Source organism: Clostridium aciditolerans, assembly GCF_016316925.1.
In the GTDB taxonomy this organism is placed as follows: domain Bacteria; phylum Bacillota; class Clostridia; order Clostridiales; family Clostridiaceae; genus Clostridium_AM; species Clostridium_AM aciditolerans.
The window spans coordinates 147,306-163,062 of record NZ_JAEEGB010000014.1; the positions used below are offsets into that span (position 1 = coordinate 147,306).

13 protein-coding genes are annotated in these 15,757 nt (G+C 32.2%); 12 read left to right on the forward strand and 1 reads right to left on the reverse strand.

The genetic code is table 11. The features are described 5' to 3' along the window. The first annotated feature begins 22 nt into the window (after positions 1-22). Genes I6U51_RS13035 through I6U51_RS13045 form a run of 3 tightly spaced genes read left to right on the forward strand, consistent with a single transcriptional unit; the run spans position 23 to position 3,458 of the window. The gene (locus I6U51_RS13035; RefSeq protein ID WP_211143049.1) at positions 23-1,072 is read left to right on the forward strand and encodes an HlyD family secretion protein; all 1,050 of its coding nucleotides are present in this window, start codon (positions 23-25) and stop codon (positions 1,070-1,072) included. A 14-nt stretch (positions 1,073-1,086) separates the two neighbouring features. Beyond that, a complete protein-coding gene (locus I6U51_RS13040) occupies positions 1,087-2,265 on the forward strand; it encodes an ABC transporter permease (protein ID WP_211143050.1) in 1,179 nt (392 codons plus the stop codon). Next, positions 2,262-3,458, forward strand: a complete 1,197-nt coding sequence (locus tag I6U51_RS13045; RefSeq protein WP_211143051.1) for an ABC transporter permease — start codon at positions 2,262-2,264, stop codon at positions 3,456-3,458. The genes I6U51_RS13040 and I6U51_RS13045 overlap by 4 nt, the downstream gene beginning before the upstream one ends. A 133-nt stretch (positions 3,459-3,591) precedes the next feature. Here I6U51_RS13045 and I6U51_RS24790 read toward each other — a convergent pair whose 3' ends face one another. Next, positions 3,592-3,744 (reverse strand): four helix bundle protein, encoded by a 153-nt coding sequence (locus I6U51_RS24790; RefSeq protein ID WP_246517324.1) that lies wholly within the window; start codon positions 3,742-3,744, stop codon positions 3,592-3,594. Between the two features lie 245 nt (positions 3,745-3,989). On the opposite strand from I6U51_RS24790, the gene I6U51_RS13055 reads away from it, so the two are divergent. The 9 genes from I6U51_RS13055 (at position 3,990) to I6U51_RS13095 (ending at position 15,755) form a co-directional block, all read left to right on the forward strand. Continuing rightward, on the forward strand, positions 3,990-5,324 hold the full coding sequence (locus tag I6U51_RS13055) for a transglutaminase domain-containing protein (protein ID WP_211143052.1): 1,335 nt from the start codon (positions 3,990-3,992) through the stop codon (positions 5,322-5,324). A 206-nt stretch (positions 5,325-5,530) separates the two neighbouring features. Further along, positions 5,531-6,403: an SLAP domain-containing protein gene (locus I6U51_RS13060; protein ID WP_211143053.1), complete on the forward strand. Its 873-nt coding sequence runs from the start codon at positions 5,531-5,533 to the stop codon at positions 6,401-6,403. A gap of 202 nt (positions 6,404-6,605) precedes the next feature. Continuing rightward, a complete protein-coding gene (locus tag I6U51_RS13065) occupies positions 6,606-9,986 on the forward strand; it encodes a cell wall-binding repeat-containing protein (RefSeq protein WP_211143054.1) in 3,381 nt (1,126 codons plus the stop codon). 241 nt (positions 9,987-10,227) lie between these two features. Beyond that, positions 10,228-10,680, forward strand: coding sequence for a MarR family winged helix-turn-helix transcriptional regulator (locus I6U51_RS13070; RefSeq protein WP_211143055.1), 453 nt, complete (start codon positions 10,228-10,230; stop codon positions 10,678-10,680). An 83-nt stretch (positions 10,681-10,763) separates the two neighbouring features. Then, positions 10,764-12,104 carry a permuted SH3 domain-containing protein gene (locus I6U51_RS13075; RefSeq protein ID WP_211143056.1) on the forward strand — a complete coding sequence of 447 codons (1,341 nt, stop codon included), beginning with the start codon at positions 10,764-10,766 and terminating at the stop codon, positions 12,102-12,104. Beyond that, positions 12,101-12,808, forward strand: coding sequence for an ATP-binding cassette domain-containing protein (locus I6U51_RS13080; protein ID WP_211143057.1), 708 nt, complete (start codon positions 12,101-12,103; stop codon positions 12,806-12,808). The genes I6U51_RS13075 and I6U51_RS13080 overlap by 4 nt, the downstream gene beginning before the upstream one ends. Then, positions 12,808-14,019, forward strand: a complete 1,212-nt coding sequence (locus I6U51_RS13085) for an ABC transporter permease (protein WP_211143058.1) — start codon at positions 12,808-12,810, stop codon at positions 14,017-14,019. The genes I6U51_RS13080 and I6U51_RS13085 overlap by 1 nt, the downstream gene beginning before the upstream one ends. Before the next feature lie 278 nt (positions 14,020-14,297). Beyond that, positions 14,298-14,933 carry a hypothetical protein gene (locus tag I6U51_RS13090; RefSeq protein WP_211143059.1) on the forward strand — a complete coding sequence of 212 codons (636 nt, stop codon included), beginning with the start codon at positions 14,298-14,300 and terminating at the stop codon, positions 14,931-14,933. A gap of 123 nt (positions 14,934-15,056) precedes the next feature. Beyond that, positions 15,057-15,755 (forward strand): ABC transporter ATP-binding protein, encoded by a 699-nt coding sequence (locus tag I6U51_RS13095; protein ID WP_211143060.1) that lies wholly within the window; start codon positions 15,057-15,059, stop codon positions 15,753-15,755. The last annotated feature ends 2 nt before the right edge of the window (positions 15,756-15,757 follow it).

The following is a 15,757-nucleotide window of genomic DNA, read 5'->3' on the forward strand; positions in this document are numbered from 1 at the left end:
TATTATGCAGGGAGGTTTTTCTATGAAACGTAAGAATATAGCATTAATTATGTCTTTGCTTGTAACAAGTAGTCTTTGTACAGCATGTACTAATGCTGCCGCTTTAACAGGAGATAAGATAATAAAGCAAACTAATGGTCATTTAACGGTCCAAGGAAATATAGAAACTAAAGAGATAAAGATAAACTCTAAAACATCAGGAAAAATAAAGGAAATAAAAATTAGCGAAGGTGACAGCATCAAAGGTGGACAAGTTTTGATAACTATCGACAATAGCACCTTACAAGCAAAGCAATCTCAGACACAGGCGCAGATTGAAGCTGCTACAGGACAGAAAAATGCAGCAGAAGCGGCAAAGCAGGCAGCCCAGGCAAAGCTTGAAGCTTTAAAAAATGGAGCAAGACCAGAGGAACTTGCACAGCTTAAAGCTCAATATGATTTAGCAGAAACCACTTATAATAGGGTTAAGGCTTTATATGACCAAAACTATGTTTCTAAGGCTGATTTTGATAACGCACAGACCCAATTTGAAATAGTAAAACAAAAATATGATCTTGCAAAAAACGGAGCTAGAGCAGAGGAGATAACTGCAGCACAAGCACAGGTAAGTCAAGCTGATTCTACAATACAGGCTTATGACGCACAGATCAAACAGGCACAAGGTGGATTAAGTGAAGTACAGACTTATATTAATGATACTACAATTGCTGCACCGGTAGATGGAACAGTAACTCAGCTAAATGTTGAGGTAGGGGAATTAGTAACCCCAGGAATGCCTCTTGTCGTATTGACAAATACAACTGCACCATGGATTGAGTGTAATGTAAAAGAAACAGACCTTTCGAAAGTAAAATTAAACGGAGAAGTATCTGTAAAACTTGCAGCATATCCTAATCAGCAATTTAAGGGTAAAATAGTGAGAATAAATGAAAAGCCTGATTTTGCAGTTAAAAGAGCTACAAATGACAATGGAGAATTTGATGTATTATCCTATGGAGTAAAAGTGGAGCTAACTAATATGGATAAGCCGCTTCATCCTGGAATGACAGCTATTGTTGATTTTGGAAAGTGATGTGAGATGCAATCATGAAAGAAAAGTTAGTAAAGTTCATACATCTAGGCGCAAAATTTAAAAACTTATTTTTTTCATTTTTGTTTGTGCTTGGAATTCCCATTATTTGTAGTTTTATACTAGGATATCAAATGGAAGGCCATCAAGTTCAGCATATTCCAACTATTATTGTAGATCATGATAATTCTCAATTTAGTAAAATGCTGATTAATGAAATAAAAACAAATGAAATATTTAATGTGACTAATTATAGCGATAGAGATGAAGATGTTAAGGATTTAATAGGACAAGAAAAAGTGAGAGTCGGTGTTATAATTCCTAAGGATTTTTCTAAGGATTTGGCCAGTGGAAATGGTCCTAAGGTGCTTATATGTTACGATGGTACACAAATGTCAGTTACTAGTGCTGCTAAAGCAAGAATGAGTGAAATTCTTCTTACTATTAAAACTGGATATTTAAAAAAGGTAGTTGAAGGGAAATTAGGTATAATGCCTGAGGTATCCCAAAACTATGTGCTTCCTATGTATTTTAATTACAGACTTTTAAATAATCCTACTAGAAACTATATAAACTTTTTTATACCTGGGATGATAATTTCTATTATTCAAGTTAGTCTTGTTATGTTGGGTGTAGATATAGTCAGAAAGGATGAAAAGAAGTATTCGTGGCTGTGGATAAAAGGCATTTTAGGTGGGCTTTTAGGGGTGATTTCTATTGGAATAAGCCTCGGAATTCAGTTTAAATATTTTGCAGTACCTTTTAGAGGAACTGTTAATGGAGCTATTATACTAACCCTTTTATTTTGTATAGGTATGGTGAATTACGGGGTACTTATAAGACTTATTTTGCCGGAAAAAATACTTGCACTGCAGGTTGCCTCTATACCTGTTCTTTTTACAACTATTTTGGCTGGCTTTACCTTCCCTTTATTTGCAATGCCTAGTTATTTTCAGGAGATTGCTAAGTTTCTTCCATTCCTTTATTACGGTGAATCCATAAGGGACTTATGTCTTAAAAATATAGGAATAGAATATATTTTGCCACAGATAAATTGGTTGTTTAAATTTGTATTATATATGTGGATAGCTTCTTTTGGGGTTTTCATGTTAAAGAAGATTATTAAAAAAAGGTATGAGAATATAAAAAACGAAAAAAATCACCAGCAGAAAACTGAAGAGGTGGTTCAAGTATGAGTATTAAAGAGAAGTTTAAATTTAAGATTAAAGTTAGGCCTGTAACTATAAAAAATATTATTTTACTTACTTTAGGGCCTACACTTGTTGCTATTATTTTTGGATTGGCATTTAGTAAGATTTTTATAGAGGGAATTCCTATGGGGGTTCTTGATATGGACAATTCTTCTATATCAAGAAATATTGTAAAGCAGTTTAAGGAAACTTCAAAATTTAATGTTTCTTATTTTCCACAATCGGAAGAGGAACTTAACGAGGCCATAAAAACAAAAAAAATTAATGTAGGGCTTATCATTCCTAAGAATTTTAGTAAAGATGCTATTGAAACTAAGGCTCCAAAAACTTTGCTTTTAGTAGATGAAACAAATTTAGTAATAGGAAACACGGCACTTTCCTATGGCAGCGAAATATTAAATACTATTAATGCAGGAATTCAGATTAAGGTTTTAGAGGCAAACAACATGGTGCCTTATGCTGCCCAAAAGTCCATTGCTTCTTTATCCTTTACAGAACGTATGTTATATGAGCCGCAATTAAGTTATATGAGATATCTTTTGTATGCACTTATTGGATTGGCTGTTCAGCAATTATATATTGGAGCTTTAGCACCGGCTTTAATTGAAGAAAAATTGAACATGGTAAAAATTAAGCTCCGTTCAAAGGAAGGAGTTAAAAAGTTAATTAAGATTTGTTCAAAAATTTTAGTTTTTTCTTTCATGACATGCGTAGGCTTTGCGGGAGGCCTTTATGTAGCAGGCAAGTATTTTGATCTTCCTTTGAAAGGAACTATATTGAATTCTTTTATTCTTCTTGCTATTTTTCTTATTAACCTTACAGCAATATCCTTTGTTTTAGCTTTTGTTTTTGATGCTTCGGATCAATGTGTACGCTTCGCTATGTTTTTGTCTGTGCCTACAATGCTTACAGCAGGGTATGTATGGCCTGAATATATGATGCCACCAGGTTTTTTCCATGTTGTGAAAAAATTGTGGCCTCTAGTATATTTTATTAATCCATTTAAAACTATAAACTTAAAAGGTGTTGATATTAGTGCTATAGCCACCTATGTACATGGTGGAATTTATTACGCACTATTCTGGCTACCTTTAGGTGTTGGATTATATTTGTTTAAAATCTTTGGCTTTAAATTTGTACATAGAAAATTATTAAAGCCAAAGGAAGATGTGAGTTAAAAAAATTACGACGTAATTTTTTTATAGAGGACAGAGGACAGTTGACAGAGGACAATAATTGTTGCTTTTCCGACCTTACACTATGGAAAAACTTTAATTATTTTTCAGCAATAGGCGACTTTGTCCCAAGCCGTTAGGCTGTGTCAATTGTCAATCCTCTATGATTTTTAAATTTTTCAGATGCTTCTTTAAGAGCTATATTCATCTTATTTAAAAAATCTCTTCTACTTTGAGCTTTTAGTCCTTCTAAATCTATCAATTCATCTAAAATATTAGACTTATTCATATAAATTTATTCAGTTTTAAAAAAATGTGAAACCTAGATTTATAAATTAAAGATTTTTCGAAGCATAGCGGAGAAAAATCCTCCTTCACTGTCCTCTGTCAATTGTCCTCTGTCCTCTAATAAAAATTTTGCTTCGCAAAATTTTTATATTGAGCCAATAATTTCACTGTGATATATTAAACTTATAAAGAGTGCAAGAGATCAAAAACTCTTACAGCTAGATAGTAAAGGTAGGTGGAGTATATATGAATAAGAAAAATAATACTAACAGATTTAGAATATTTAAAATTCAGTTTATAGTAATTTTATTACTATTGTTGTTTAACTCTAAAGCTGCTCATGCTCAAGAATCTTATGAGGTTTTTCCTACACAACAGAACATAAGCACAGATAAAGTATGGAACGTTAAGTTTTCACAGGATGTTGATCCATTTAGTATAAATGAGAAAAATATAAAGATTGTAGATGAAAGTGGAAATTCGTTAAAGACGAGTCTAACTTGTAGTGGAAGTACTGTAAGCATAAGACCTATTAATAACTATGATCCAGGAAAGACTTATACCATTTTAGTAGATAATATAAAATCTACTAAAGGATATGCTTTAAAATTACCTGGGAAAATGGATTTTACTATTAAAAGTGGTGCACCAACTAATCAAGAGGTTGGCGTAGGTTCTTTTTCCCTCATAGATACACATACATACAAAATTACAGATACTTTAACTGTTACTGCTACAGAGGATACAAGCTTCGATTTAACTTATAATATAGGCACTTTTAGCAATTCACCATATCAAAAAGAATTAGATTTACAGGTTTTAGGTCCCAATGCTAAAATAACTTCTGAAGATTCTATTCGTAGACAGCTTAGCGCTAATACAAATGTGAAACCTGGAGATAAGATTCAATATCAAATTGTTAGAACAGTGCAAGATAGTGGAATAAAATATGTAAAGGATTTGTCAAAGACTACTGGAGATTACAGTAATTTTAGTGACTATAAAAAATACACTTCGCCAAGTGATAAAATAGAAAGTGATAACCAGGATATAATAAACAAAGCTAAGGAGATTTTTGGGACAACAACTAATCCTTATTATAAAGCAAAGAAGGCTTATGAATTTGTAAATACCTATATGAATTATGATAACAATAATGGAAATAAGGGAGCATTAAATGCTTTAAATACAGGTAAAGGAGTTTGTGAAGATTATTCTGAGTTATACGTTGCACTATTAAGAGCATCTGGAGTTCCAGCTAGAGTAGCTACAGGTTTTTGGGTAGATACCAGCAAGTTTAATAGCAGTAGTACAATTGACGGCAGTGAAGATAGACATGCTTGGGTAGAGTATTATTTACCTGAATATGGTTGGGTCCCAGCAGAACCTACTAACATATATTATCGCAATGGTAAACAAACCTTAGATTATAGTTTCTTCTCTAATTTAAGTTCCTCAGGACATATTATTTCAGGATATGACTCAGCTGGGGATAACAAAGATGGCAACATAATCTATTCATATTTACAAGGCAGCGGTGTACATGTAGATAGGCAAACAGTTATTGAAAAATTGAACTAGTATGCTGTGCTCGCCAAGAGGTGGCAAGCTTGTATTTAATTAGATTTGATTTTATAAAATTGTTATGATATATTAAATTAGAAACAAAAATATAGAAGTAAATATAGTTACTAATGGAAATCATATCAATGATTTGAAAGACAAGCCTTCTTGTAATTAGTAACTATTGTGAAAGTATATTGATGAAATAAGCTTGGAGGTATAAAATGGAAAAGAAAATGAAAGAGGCTAACAGCAAGGTCAATGCAAATGATGATAAGTTATATGTTCCTACGGTACTTTCACTTTTAGAACATGATGAAAATGTAATGTCTGATGTTCAAAAAGAGATTTTAGAAGAGGAAATAGCAGAACTTCCACAAATCGTTGAAGGACAACTTAATGTAGCTGGCGTTTATGTTTATGACTTAGGTGAAAAATTAGAAGTTAAAGCTTACATAAGAAACGGACTTTCAGAAAAGGTTATTCTTAGAAAGGTTCCTTTTTACATATTAAATTCTAAAGATGAAATTTTAGCACAACAAATGTTTAATTTAGAATCTTTAGGTGAAATACCAGCACATTCTGCAAGACCAGTAAAACTATATTTTGAAAAGCAAAATGTAAAAGTTGATACAATAGCTATGGATGATTGGAAGGTACAATTTGATTCAAGATTAAAGGCTTCTAAAACTGTTAAAACTCAATATGAAGATTTACCAGAGGACATAGATATAGAGGACAAACTTGTTTTTGATAACTTTTTAAATGAACTTCCAGAGCTAAATGAAGGAGAAGTTTCTGTATCTACTTTTAGTGTAGGTATTCAAAAGGGTGGAAACATACTAGTTACATTAGTAGTAAGAAACGGTAACAATCAGTCAATAAACATGGAAAAGATTCCTGTTACTTTAAAAGATGGTAATGGAACAGTTGTAAAATCAGAGTTATTTGAATTGAAGAATTTTACAGTTAATGCTTTAAAAGCAAGAGTATGCAATCTTATTTTCCCTACTGGCGTAAATGTAGAAGAAGATGTAGCATTAAAGGATTGGTCAGTATCATTTAGATTAGAAGAACTAGGAAGCCAAAGTAATTAATAAATACATAATATAATAGTAATAAAGCTTTTTAAACCACATTAAGGAGAGATTTTCTTAATGTGGTTTTTTAAATTGGATTAATAATGAATATTTTCATTTATATTCACTATTTGGATTTGTTTCATAAGTTGTCTAGTTTATGCCCTAGTATTAAAATATAAGTAATCTTATGTTAATTTTTCTAGGAGGAAACTGGCTAATGAATAAAAAAATGATAAAATTATCAGTACTCATATTTATGATACTAGATATAATTTTACCAATAGTTGTAAGGGCATCAACTATAAGAATCTGTGGCGATGATAGGTACTTGACAGCAATTCAAGTTGCAGAAACTAATTGGCCTAATGGTGCTAAAGATGTAGTTTTAGTATCTGGAGAAGGTTATGCAGATGCAGTAAGTGCGTCGGTTTTAGCAAAAACTATAAATGCGCCTATATTATTAACTGGTGGCTATTCCTTAAATTCTGATAGTAAAGCTGAGATAGATAAACTAAAACCTCAAAATGTGTACATGGTAGGAGGAACTGGCGTTATTAGCCAGTCAATAAGAGATAAGTTAAAAAGTGATAATTATAATTTAATAGAACTTAAAGGTGATAATAGATATGAAACAAATATAGCCGTTGCAAAAAAGTTAATGGAACTGGGAATTAAGCTTGATGACGTTATGCTTGTAGGGGGAGAAGGTTTTTCAGATGCCCTGTCAGCGGCGCCGATAGCAGCAGCTAAAGAGCAAATTTTATTGTTAGGAAGTAATGATAATAGTACAATGAAATCTGTTATTGATTTTGTAAAAAGTAATAATTCAAAAGTTACTGTTATTGGAACCACCAATGTTATAAATGAAGATGTTTATAAGGCTCTTGGTGCTGTTGAAAGAATAAATGGAGGAGCTGACAGATTTGAAACTAATCTAAATGTATTAAGTAGATTTAAAGATGATTTAAAATCAGATAAATTATTTATTGCAAGTGCAGCAGCAAACGCAAAGGATGATGGATATGCAGATGCATTAGTTGCATCCTCACTAGCGGGAAAGTTCTCTGATCCTCTAGTTCTAGTTGATAAAGAAGGTTCAGCTGCTATCTCGAAAGTATTAGAATATGTAAAAGGTAAGGCAAATAAATCTACAGAATTAAATGTTATTGGAGGAAAAGGTGTTATTTCAGATAATGTAGCAGCTCAGATAAGTAATGCTATCAGTGAATCAACCAATGATGTAGAAAACATTAAAGTTTCTTCAATAAGCACTAATGGACTTAATCAAATTAAAGTGGAGTTCAACACAGAGGTTAACAAGGAGACAGCGGAGGCAGTAGAAAATTATCAGTTAGATGGTGTAGCTTTAAATTCTCAAAATGCATCAGCGACATTACAAGATGATAATAAAACAGTATTGATTACTTTGGCATCACCATATTCTCAATATAAGGATGTAGTTGTAACAGTAAAAAATGCTGTATTAGACAGAGATTTAAACAATACAGCACCTAAATACGATAAGTTAGTTACTTTTTCGGATATTACAGTCCCACAAATTGCTTATGTAACAGTAACTGGGAACAATAAGCTGACTGTAAAGTTTTCAGTACCTATTAAAGTTACAATGAGTGATTTATCAGCTATTAAAATCAATGGACAAAGTGTAGTAAATTATGGGCTAAATACTTCATTGAGCACGTTATATGAAAAATGCGATATTTGGGCAGATAAAGTGGAGCTATATTTTAATGTACCGCTGCCAGCAGGTAGCAATACACTTGAAATTCCAAAAGGTATTGCAGATGATAAATTCTATAGTGCTGCTGGATTTGTATTACAAGAAACTAAGACAAGCTTTTCCGTTGAATCTGTTACTAACAAACCTCAAATAGTAAAGGTAACTGGGGATAACTCAGGGATTGTCTATATAACTTTTAATAGACCTATGGATAAAAAAACTGCCTTAATAAATGATTACTATAGAATAAATGGAAACTCAATTTCTTCTGCAGATATTAGTTTTGACAATGGCTCTAATTATATCGTTGTAAAGATAAAAGGAATAAAAGATATTTTAAATATTGGAGCAAATGTTATTTCGGTGACAAGTAATATAAAAGATGCATATGGAAATAAAGTTGATGATAATGCTAATGTAAGCTTCAGCATAGAGGCAGATAATATTAAGCCGCAAATTATTGCTTTAACTATGCTAGATAGCCAGACCATAAGAATTAAGTTCAATAAGAATGTTAACAGCATATTTGCAACAAATAAGTCTAACTATAAATTATTTAATTCTGAAGGCATAGAAATAACAAATAAAATTAACTATGTAAAGGAAGCTAATGGGGTATCAGGAGATAACGTGAGCTCCTATGATATAAAATTTACAAAGGATAACGCTTTGACAGGTACTAAATATACAATACGTATTGCAAATATTGTAGACACCAATTTTAAACCTAATGTGATGGAAGACTATACAACTGTATTTGATGGAATAGACGACATAGCTCCTAGAGTAACTAAGATAGTTAAAAAATCTGATGATAAACAAAAGGTAGTTATTTTCTTTAGTGAGCCTATGGATGAAGTATCAATAAATAATATTTCAAACTACTCCTTTATGAATGGAGTTGGCGATTATAAAAAGTTACCAGCTAATGCTGTTATCACCCATAATGAAGATGATAGTATTGTTATGATTGAATTTCCTTCCAGTTATATATTAGGCAATGGAACAGATGAAAATCATGTATTAAAAGTAGGGGTAGAAAATGTTAAAGATAAGTCTGGAAACATTATTTCAGGGATTTCTTATTCTGACTATATAAGTACAAACTATGCTGGAGGTCCAAGTCTTGTAACAAATACAGTAAAGCTTGAATATAGCGGCGATGATATAAAAGCTACAATACATTTAAGCTCAGAGTTAGACTCATTAGATATTAATGATTTTACCCTTGCAGGGACAACTCCAGATAGTGGATTTATTTCTGGTAAAGATGTTGTGCTTATGTTCAACAGTGAATCTATTGATAGAAGCAATGGGAAGTATAAAGTGGATTTAATAAAGGCAGCTGGTATTAGAGCAGAACTGGTTATCTTAAAATCAAAAACAATACAGGATACAAGTGGTAATAGCATAGATGTTGCAAATTCGTCAGATTTGGCAGGCCGTTATTTAATTGCAGGATCAGATACAGTTTATAATATGCTGCTTGCGCCTAAAACAAACTCAGATGCTTGGAGTGTAATAATTAACGCTGATGGATCTGCTGCCGCTAACATAGTTTTTGATGAGAATATAGATAACAGCATAACAGGAGTATATGATGACGACTTTATATTCATAAATGAAAGAACTGGTAAAAGACTAGATGTGCAAAGTGTAAATGTGAATAAAGATAGCAATACAGTTGTGTATAACTTTGGATATGGAGAAATAACACATGGAGATAAAGTTTACATTAGGGCAAATGATATATCTTCAAATATAAATATAAGAAGTCAGAAAGATAATGGTGGTAACTATACAGTATATAGTCCATCAAGTTATGATCTAAAAATTAGAATAATAACTGCGAGATAGTGGGGACAGTCCGCAATTTTTCAACAGTCTCTTTAGACAAGCTAGGGACAGTTCACAATTTCTCCTCAACTCTATTATGTGAGGAAAAATTGCAGACTGTCCCCTTCTTCTTTATAAAATCTTAAGAATTAATTTATAAAAAATTTAGAAATATGCGGTATAATTGTAAATGTAGAAATATATTTAAACTTGTGATAAAATTGTTTCATAATTGAAATATTTTGTCATGAGAGGAAATAGAATGGATAATCAAGAAGTATATGATATTGCTCACGAAATAATAAAAATACTTAAATTGTTGAAAAGAAAAGCAAGTAATCATGTTGAAGGCAAATGTTTAAATATGTCTTCATATATGATATTACATCTGTTAAAAGAAGAACCAAAGAAAACTTTAACTGAAATCAGTGAGAATTTGGGGCTTCCAAATAGTACTGCATCTGTATTAGTGGATAAGCTTGTGAAAGAAGGTCTTGTTGATAGAGTCAAGGATAGTGCTGATAGAAGAAAAGTTATTATATGCTTAACGGATAAAGCAGTACGTTATTCAAAGGAAATAAAGGATGCACATATCAAAAGTTTTAGTGACCTTTTAAAGCGTGCAAACAATGATGAACTAGAGGATATTTTAAGCGGCTTGAGAATTTTATCAAGGATAATAGAAGAGGGGGATAGCAAATCAAAACTTACATAGGTATAAAGGGAAACTAAGGAGACTGTCCACTAAAAAATGTGTTGCATTTTTCTTAATATAAATTAGATAGAAGGGGAAAGAGTATGGGATTAAAAGCAAAATTAGGCAAAATTAAGTTTAATAAAAAAATTATTATTATAAGTGTTGTTGTACTAGCTATTGTTGGTATAGGAGTATCATCATATGCTAAAGCACAGAAAGCTAAGGTTAAACAGGTAACTATGGCTAAGGTTACAAAGAAGAAGGTCTTACAATCCGTATCTGCAACTGGAAATGTAGAAGCAAAATATAGAAATGATATAGCATTAAATCCTGCACAGAAGGTTGTGAAGGCTTTAGTAACTGAAGGCCAACAGGTAAAAAAGGGAGATGTATTAGTGGAGCTAGATACTTCTGACTATGAAAGTCAGCTTGAAAAGGCAAAACTAACTTTAGCTAATGCACAAGCTACATTAAACCAATTAACTAAAACAGGATTAGATACAGAGAGAAGCAACGCCCAAAATGGACTATCACAAGCACAAATAACTTTGGAAAATGCACAAAGAAATTATGATGATTTAAATAAAAAATATCAACAAAATCAAGGATTACTTAGTCAAGGATACATATCACAAAATGATTTTGATGCTTCTAAAAAAGCCTTTGAGGAAGCGGCTAATGCTGTTAAAGGAGCTCAGTCTGCTTTAGCAAATTCACAAAGTGCATTTAACAATGTCAATGCATCTAGTGGGGACAAAGTAACTGCGCAAAGAACTCAAGTTGCTTTAGCACAGGCGGATATAGATAATTTGACTAAAAAGATAGAAGATAGCAAACTAAAAGCAAATACCGATGGAATAGTAATAAGAATGGATGCAAAAGAAAATCAATTTCCTAAAGCTGGAGACATGGTTATAGTAGATGATAATTCATCATTTAGAGTATCTCTTGATATGACACAGTATGATGCGGTAAAGGTTGTTAAAGGACAAAAGGCAGATATAAAAGTAAAAGGTTCAGATAAAAAATATACTGGTCAAGTAACCGATATAGGAGAAATGGCACAAACAAAGACTAATGGTACAGATCAAGATTATAAGGTTAATATTAAAGTAACTATGGACAATCCTGATGAAAATGTAAAAGCTGGATATGAAGCGGATTCAGAAATAATAATAAGTCAGAAGGACAGTGCACTTGCAGTAGGCTTTGACGGTATTAAAGAAGAAAAATCTACAGGCAAAAAATATGTTTACTTAGTGAACAGCAGCAACAAAGTTGAGAAAAAATACATAAAAGCTGGTCTTGAGACAGATTATGATGTAGAGGTTATAGATGGACTTAAAGACGGAGATAAATATATTGTAAACCCTCCTGAGACTATTCATGAAGGTGATGTAGTTGCAGAAGCAGCAAACAAAAATGGGGGGACTAAAAAGTGATAATTAAGCTTGAAAACCTCGTTAAAGTATACGATACTGGTGCAATCCAGTTAAAAGCCTTAAAAGGTGTTAATCTTGGAATAGAGGAAAAGGAATACGTAGCTATAATGGGTGCTTCTGGTTCAGGTAAATCTACATTAATGAATGTACTAGGTTGTTTAGACAAGCTTACTGATGGTAAGTATTATTTGGACGGTGTTGATATATCATCTCTTGATGACAACAGCATTGCAGCAATAAGAAACAAAAAGATAGGCTTTGTATTCCAGGCATTCAATCTTCTACCAAAGCTTACCGCCTTGGCTAATGTTGAATTACCAATGATGTATGCAGGAGTGTCGAAGCCAGAGAGAGAAAGAAGGGCTAAAATAGCTTTAGGAAGAGTAGGACTTGCTGATAGAGTTCATCATAAACCAAATGAGTTATCTGGAGGTCAGAAGCAAAGAGTAGCTATAGCAAGGGCTCTTGTAAATGATCCAGCAATAATACTTGCGGATGAGCCTACAGGAAATTTAGATAGTACATCAAGCGAAGAAATAATGGGTATATTTCAGGAGCTTAATGATGAAGGAGTAACTATAGTTATGGTTACTCACGAGCCAGATATAGCTCAGCATACTAAGAGAGCTATTATGTTTAGAGATGGAAATATTATTTCAGATAATGTGGTAAATAATAGAACCATAGTCAGGGGGGATAGCTAATGAACATAGCGGAAAGTTTTCAATCTGCACTGCAGAGTGTAAGATCCAATAAACTGAGATCCTTCTTAACTATGCTTGGTATAATCATAGGAATATCTTCAGTAATTACCATAGTATCAATAGGTGATGGAGCAAAACAATATATTACAGGTCAGTTTGAGAGTATTGGAACAAATTTAGTTAATCTTAAGATGAATTCCACTACTGATGATATAGAAAAGAGAGATTATTATACCTTAGATGACATACAACTTTTAAAAGAAAAAATACCTGAAGTTACCTCTGTGGTAGCTGATATTGGTGGTTCCGGTAATTTAAAAACGGAGAATAATAAATCAAAGCGTATGAGCGTTGTTGGTACAACTGCTGACTCAATGAAGCTTTACAGCATAAAAATTATAAAAGGAAGATATTTAAATGAAACAGATATAAATGCAGCAAAAAATGTGGCTGCAATAGATGATAAAACTGCTGTAAAACTTTTTGGAGATACTGATGTGGTAGGAAAAAGAGCTAAATTGAGTATGGGGGATAAAACTATCAATGTAAATATCATAGGGGTATTCCAAGATACAAATGCATCTCTTGGTGGAATGGCTGGAGATAATGCGCCTGGATTTATGGTGCTTCCTATAAGCATAGGGGATAAAATATTTAAGTATACTGATATAAGCAGGATGGCAGTAACACTTTCAGATATGAAGAATGCAGACCAGATAAGTGCTAAAATGATAAGAATTATTGAAAATAAGCACCAAAATAAAGGTAAATACTCTGCTGAGCAAGGTTTTAAAGAATTAGATACTATAAACAAAGTGTTAAATATGTTAACCTTAGGACTTGGAGCTATAGCGGCTATATCACTATTAGTTGGTGGCATAGGAGTTATGAATATAATGCTTGTATCTGTTACAGAAAGAACTAGAGAAATAGGTATAAGGAAAGCCATAGGAGCAAAGACAAAGGATATTAAGATACAGTTTTTAATGGAGTCTGTAATATTATGTTTAATAGGAGGAACTATCGGAACTATAATTGGTATATCCTTAGGTAAGGTTGCTAGCTCCTTTATGCATGTAGATATTCCAGTGTCAATTAGAGTAATATTGATAGCATTTGGGTTCTCTTCAGCAGTTGGTATTTTCTTCGGATTATACCCTGCAAGTAAGGCAGCGAAACTTGATCCTATCGAAGCATTAAGGTACGAGTAATATTAGTCAGCTAATAAGTGAAAAGTCATTTATTAGCTGCTTTTTTGTAAATTATGATAGCGGTCTCATTTAGATATTGTAAGATTCGATGATGAGTATGGCAGAGAATAGAAGAATCCTGCGTCAGAGAGGGTATAATATATAGCAGGTGGATTACAATAATATGGATGAGGCACTAATGAGAGCTAAGACAGGAATAACAGATAAAATTCTGCTATTCCTTATTTATATGATACTATATTTATAAAGATTTTAGATATCTGCTTGAGGAGGGTGTAATGAGAAAGAGAGAAGATAAAAAGACAAAGAGGGTATTACTGATTATAATTGTAGGGATAATCATTGCTTGTGGTGTATTCTTTAAACTCCTAACGTGGAATTCATCATATGCTGCTCCAAGTGCAAAGTTATCTCATGAATTTATAGCCAATGTAGTAAAATCTCAAAGTACTGGAATATTAGAATTAAATAATGAAGACTTAAATTCCATAATAAAGACTTATATTGATAAGAAAAGCTATGGGAATTTAAATATCAAAGCTGTTCATGGAGAAATAGCCGACAAGGAATTAAATTTTTACATTCCCTTTAGTTATAAGGGAGTAGATTTTCTTTTTTCATCAAAAGGTACTATAACCTTTAAGGATAATAAGGTGAAGTATAATCCAGAAAAACTTTATGTTGGGAAGGTTCCTATACCAAGAGAGTATGTTTTAAATAAGCTTAGTGGTTTATTGCATGGAGGCGTTTCCGTAGAGGATTCTAATATATGCTTAGATGCAAGTGTGATACCACTAAAAGTAAATAATGTTTATGTAAAAGATAGCAAGATTGTTCTTGAAGTTAAAAAATTTGATACTACTAATAATAGTAAGTTGAAATTTTTAGAAGAGTTACTTAAATATATTCATTAATACGCTGATCAGTGAAACTCAAACAACATACAGCCAAAAGGCTGTTTTTGTTTTAGTTTTAATATGTTAAAATGTAGATAGAAAATTTTAGCATATATTCAATTTTGAACTTATGGGGGAAGTATGGGAAGCATTATAGAATTAGAAAATATAAATAAGATATACGGGAAATCTATTAAAACTCAAGTGCTTTATGATGTAAATTTATCCTTTGAAGAAGGGTCGTTTAATTCTATAATAGGATCCTCAGGTAGTGGCAAAACTACTCTGTTAAATATAATGGGCACTTTAGATAAACCTACTAGTGGACAAGTATATATTGATAATAAAAGAATAAATGGTATGAGTAGAGCTGCATTAGCTTCTCTTAGGAATAGAAAAATAGGATTTATATTTCAATTTCACTATCTGCTGCCAGAATTTAATGCCATAGAGAATGTGCTTATGCCTTATACAATAAAGAGATTTTTTTATGGGAAAAAAATTCGTGAAAAGGGTGAAGAACTTTTGGATTTAGTAGGATTATCTGAATTTAAGAATAAAAAAGTTTGCGACCTATCAGGAGGTCAACAGCAAAGAGTTGCAATTGCTAGAGCTCTTATGAACGAACCTAAAATTATACTAGCAGATGAACCAACAGGAAACTTAGATTCCAAATCTGCTAAGGCTGTATATGATGTGTTTAGGGAGATAAACAAAAGATTTAAAACTACTTTTATAATTATAACTCATGATGATAGGATAGCTAAAGAAGCAGATAGAATAATAAAAATAAGGGATGGTATGGTTTCTGACATAAATTATGCTAATGAAAGGAAATAGAT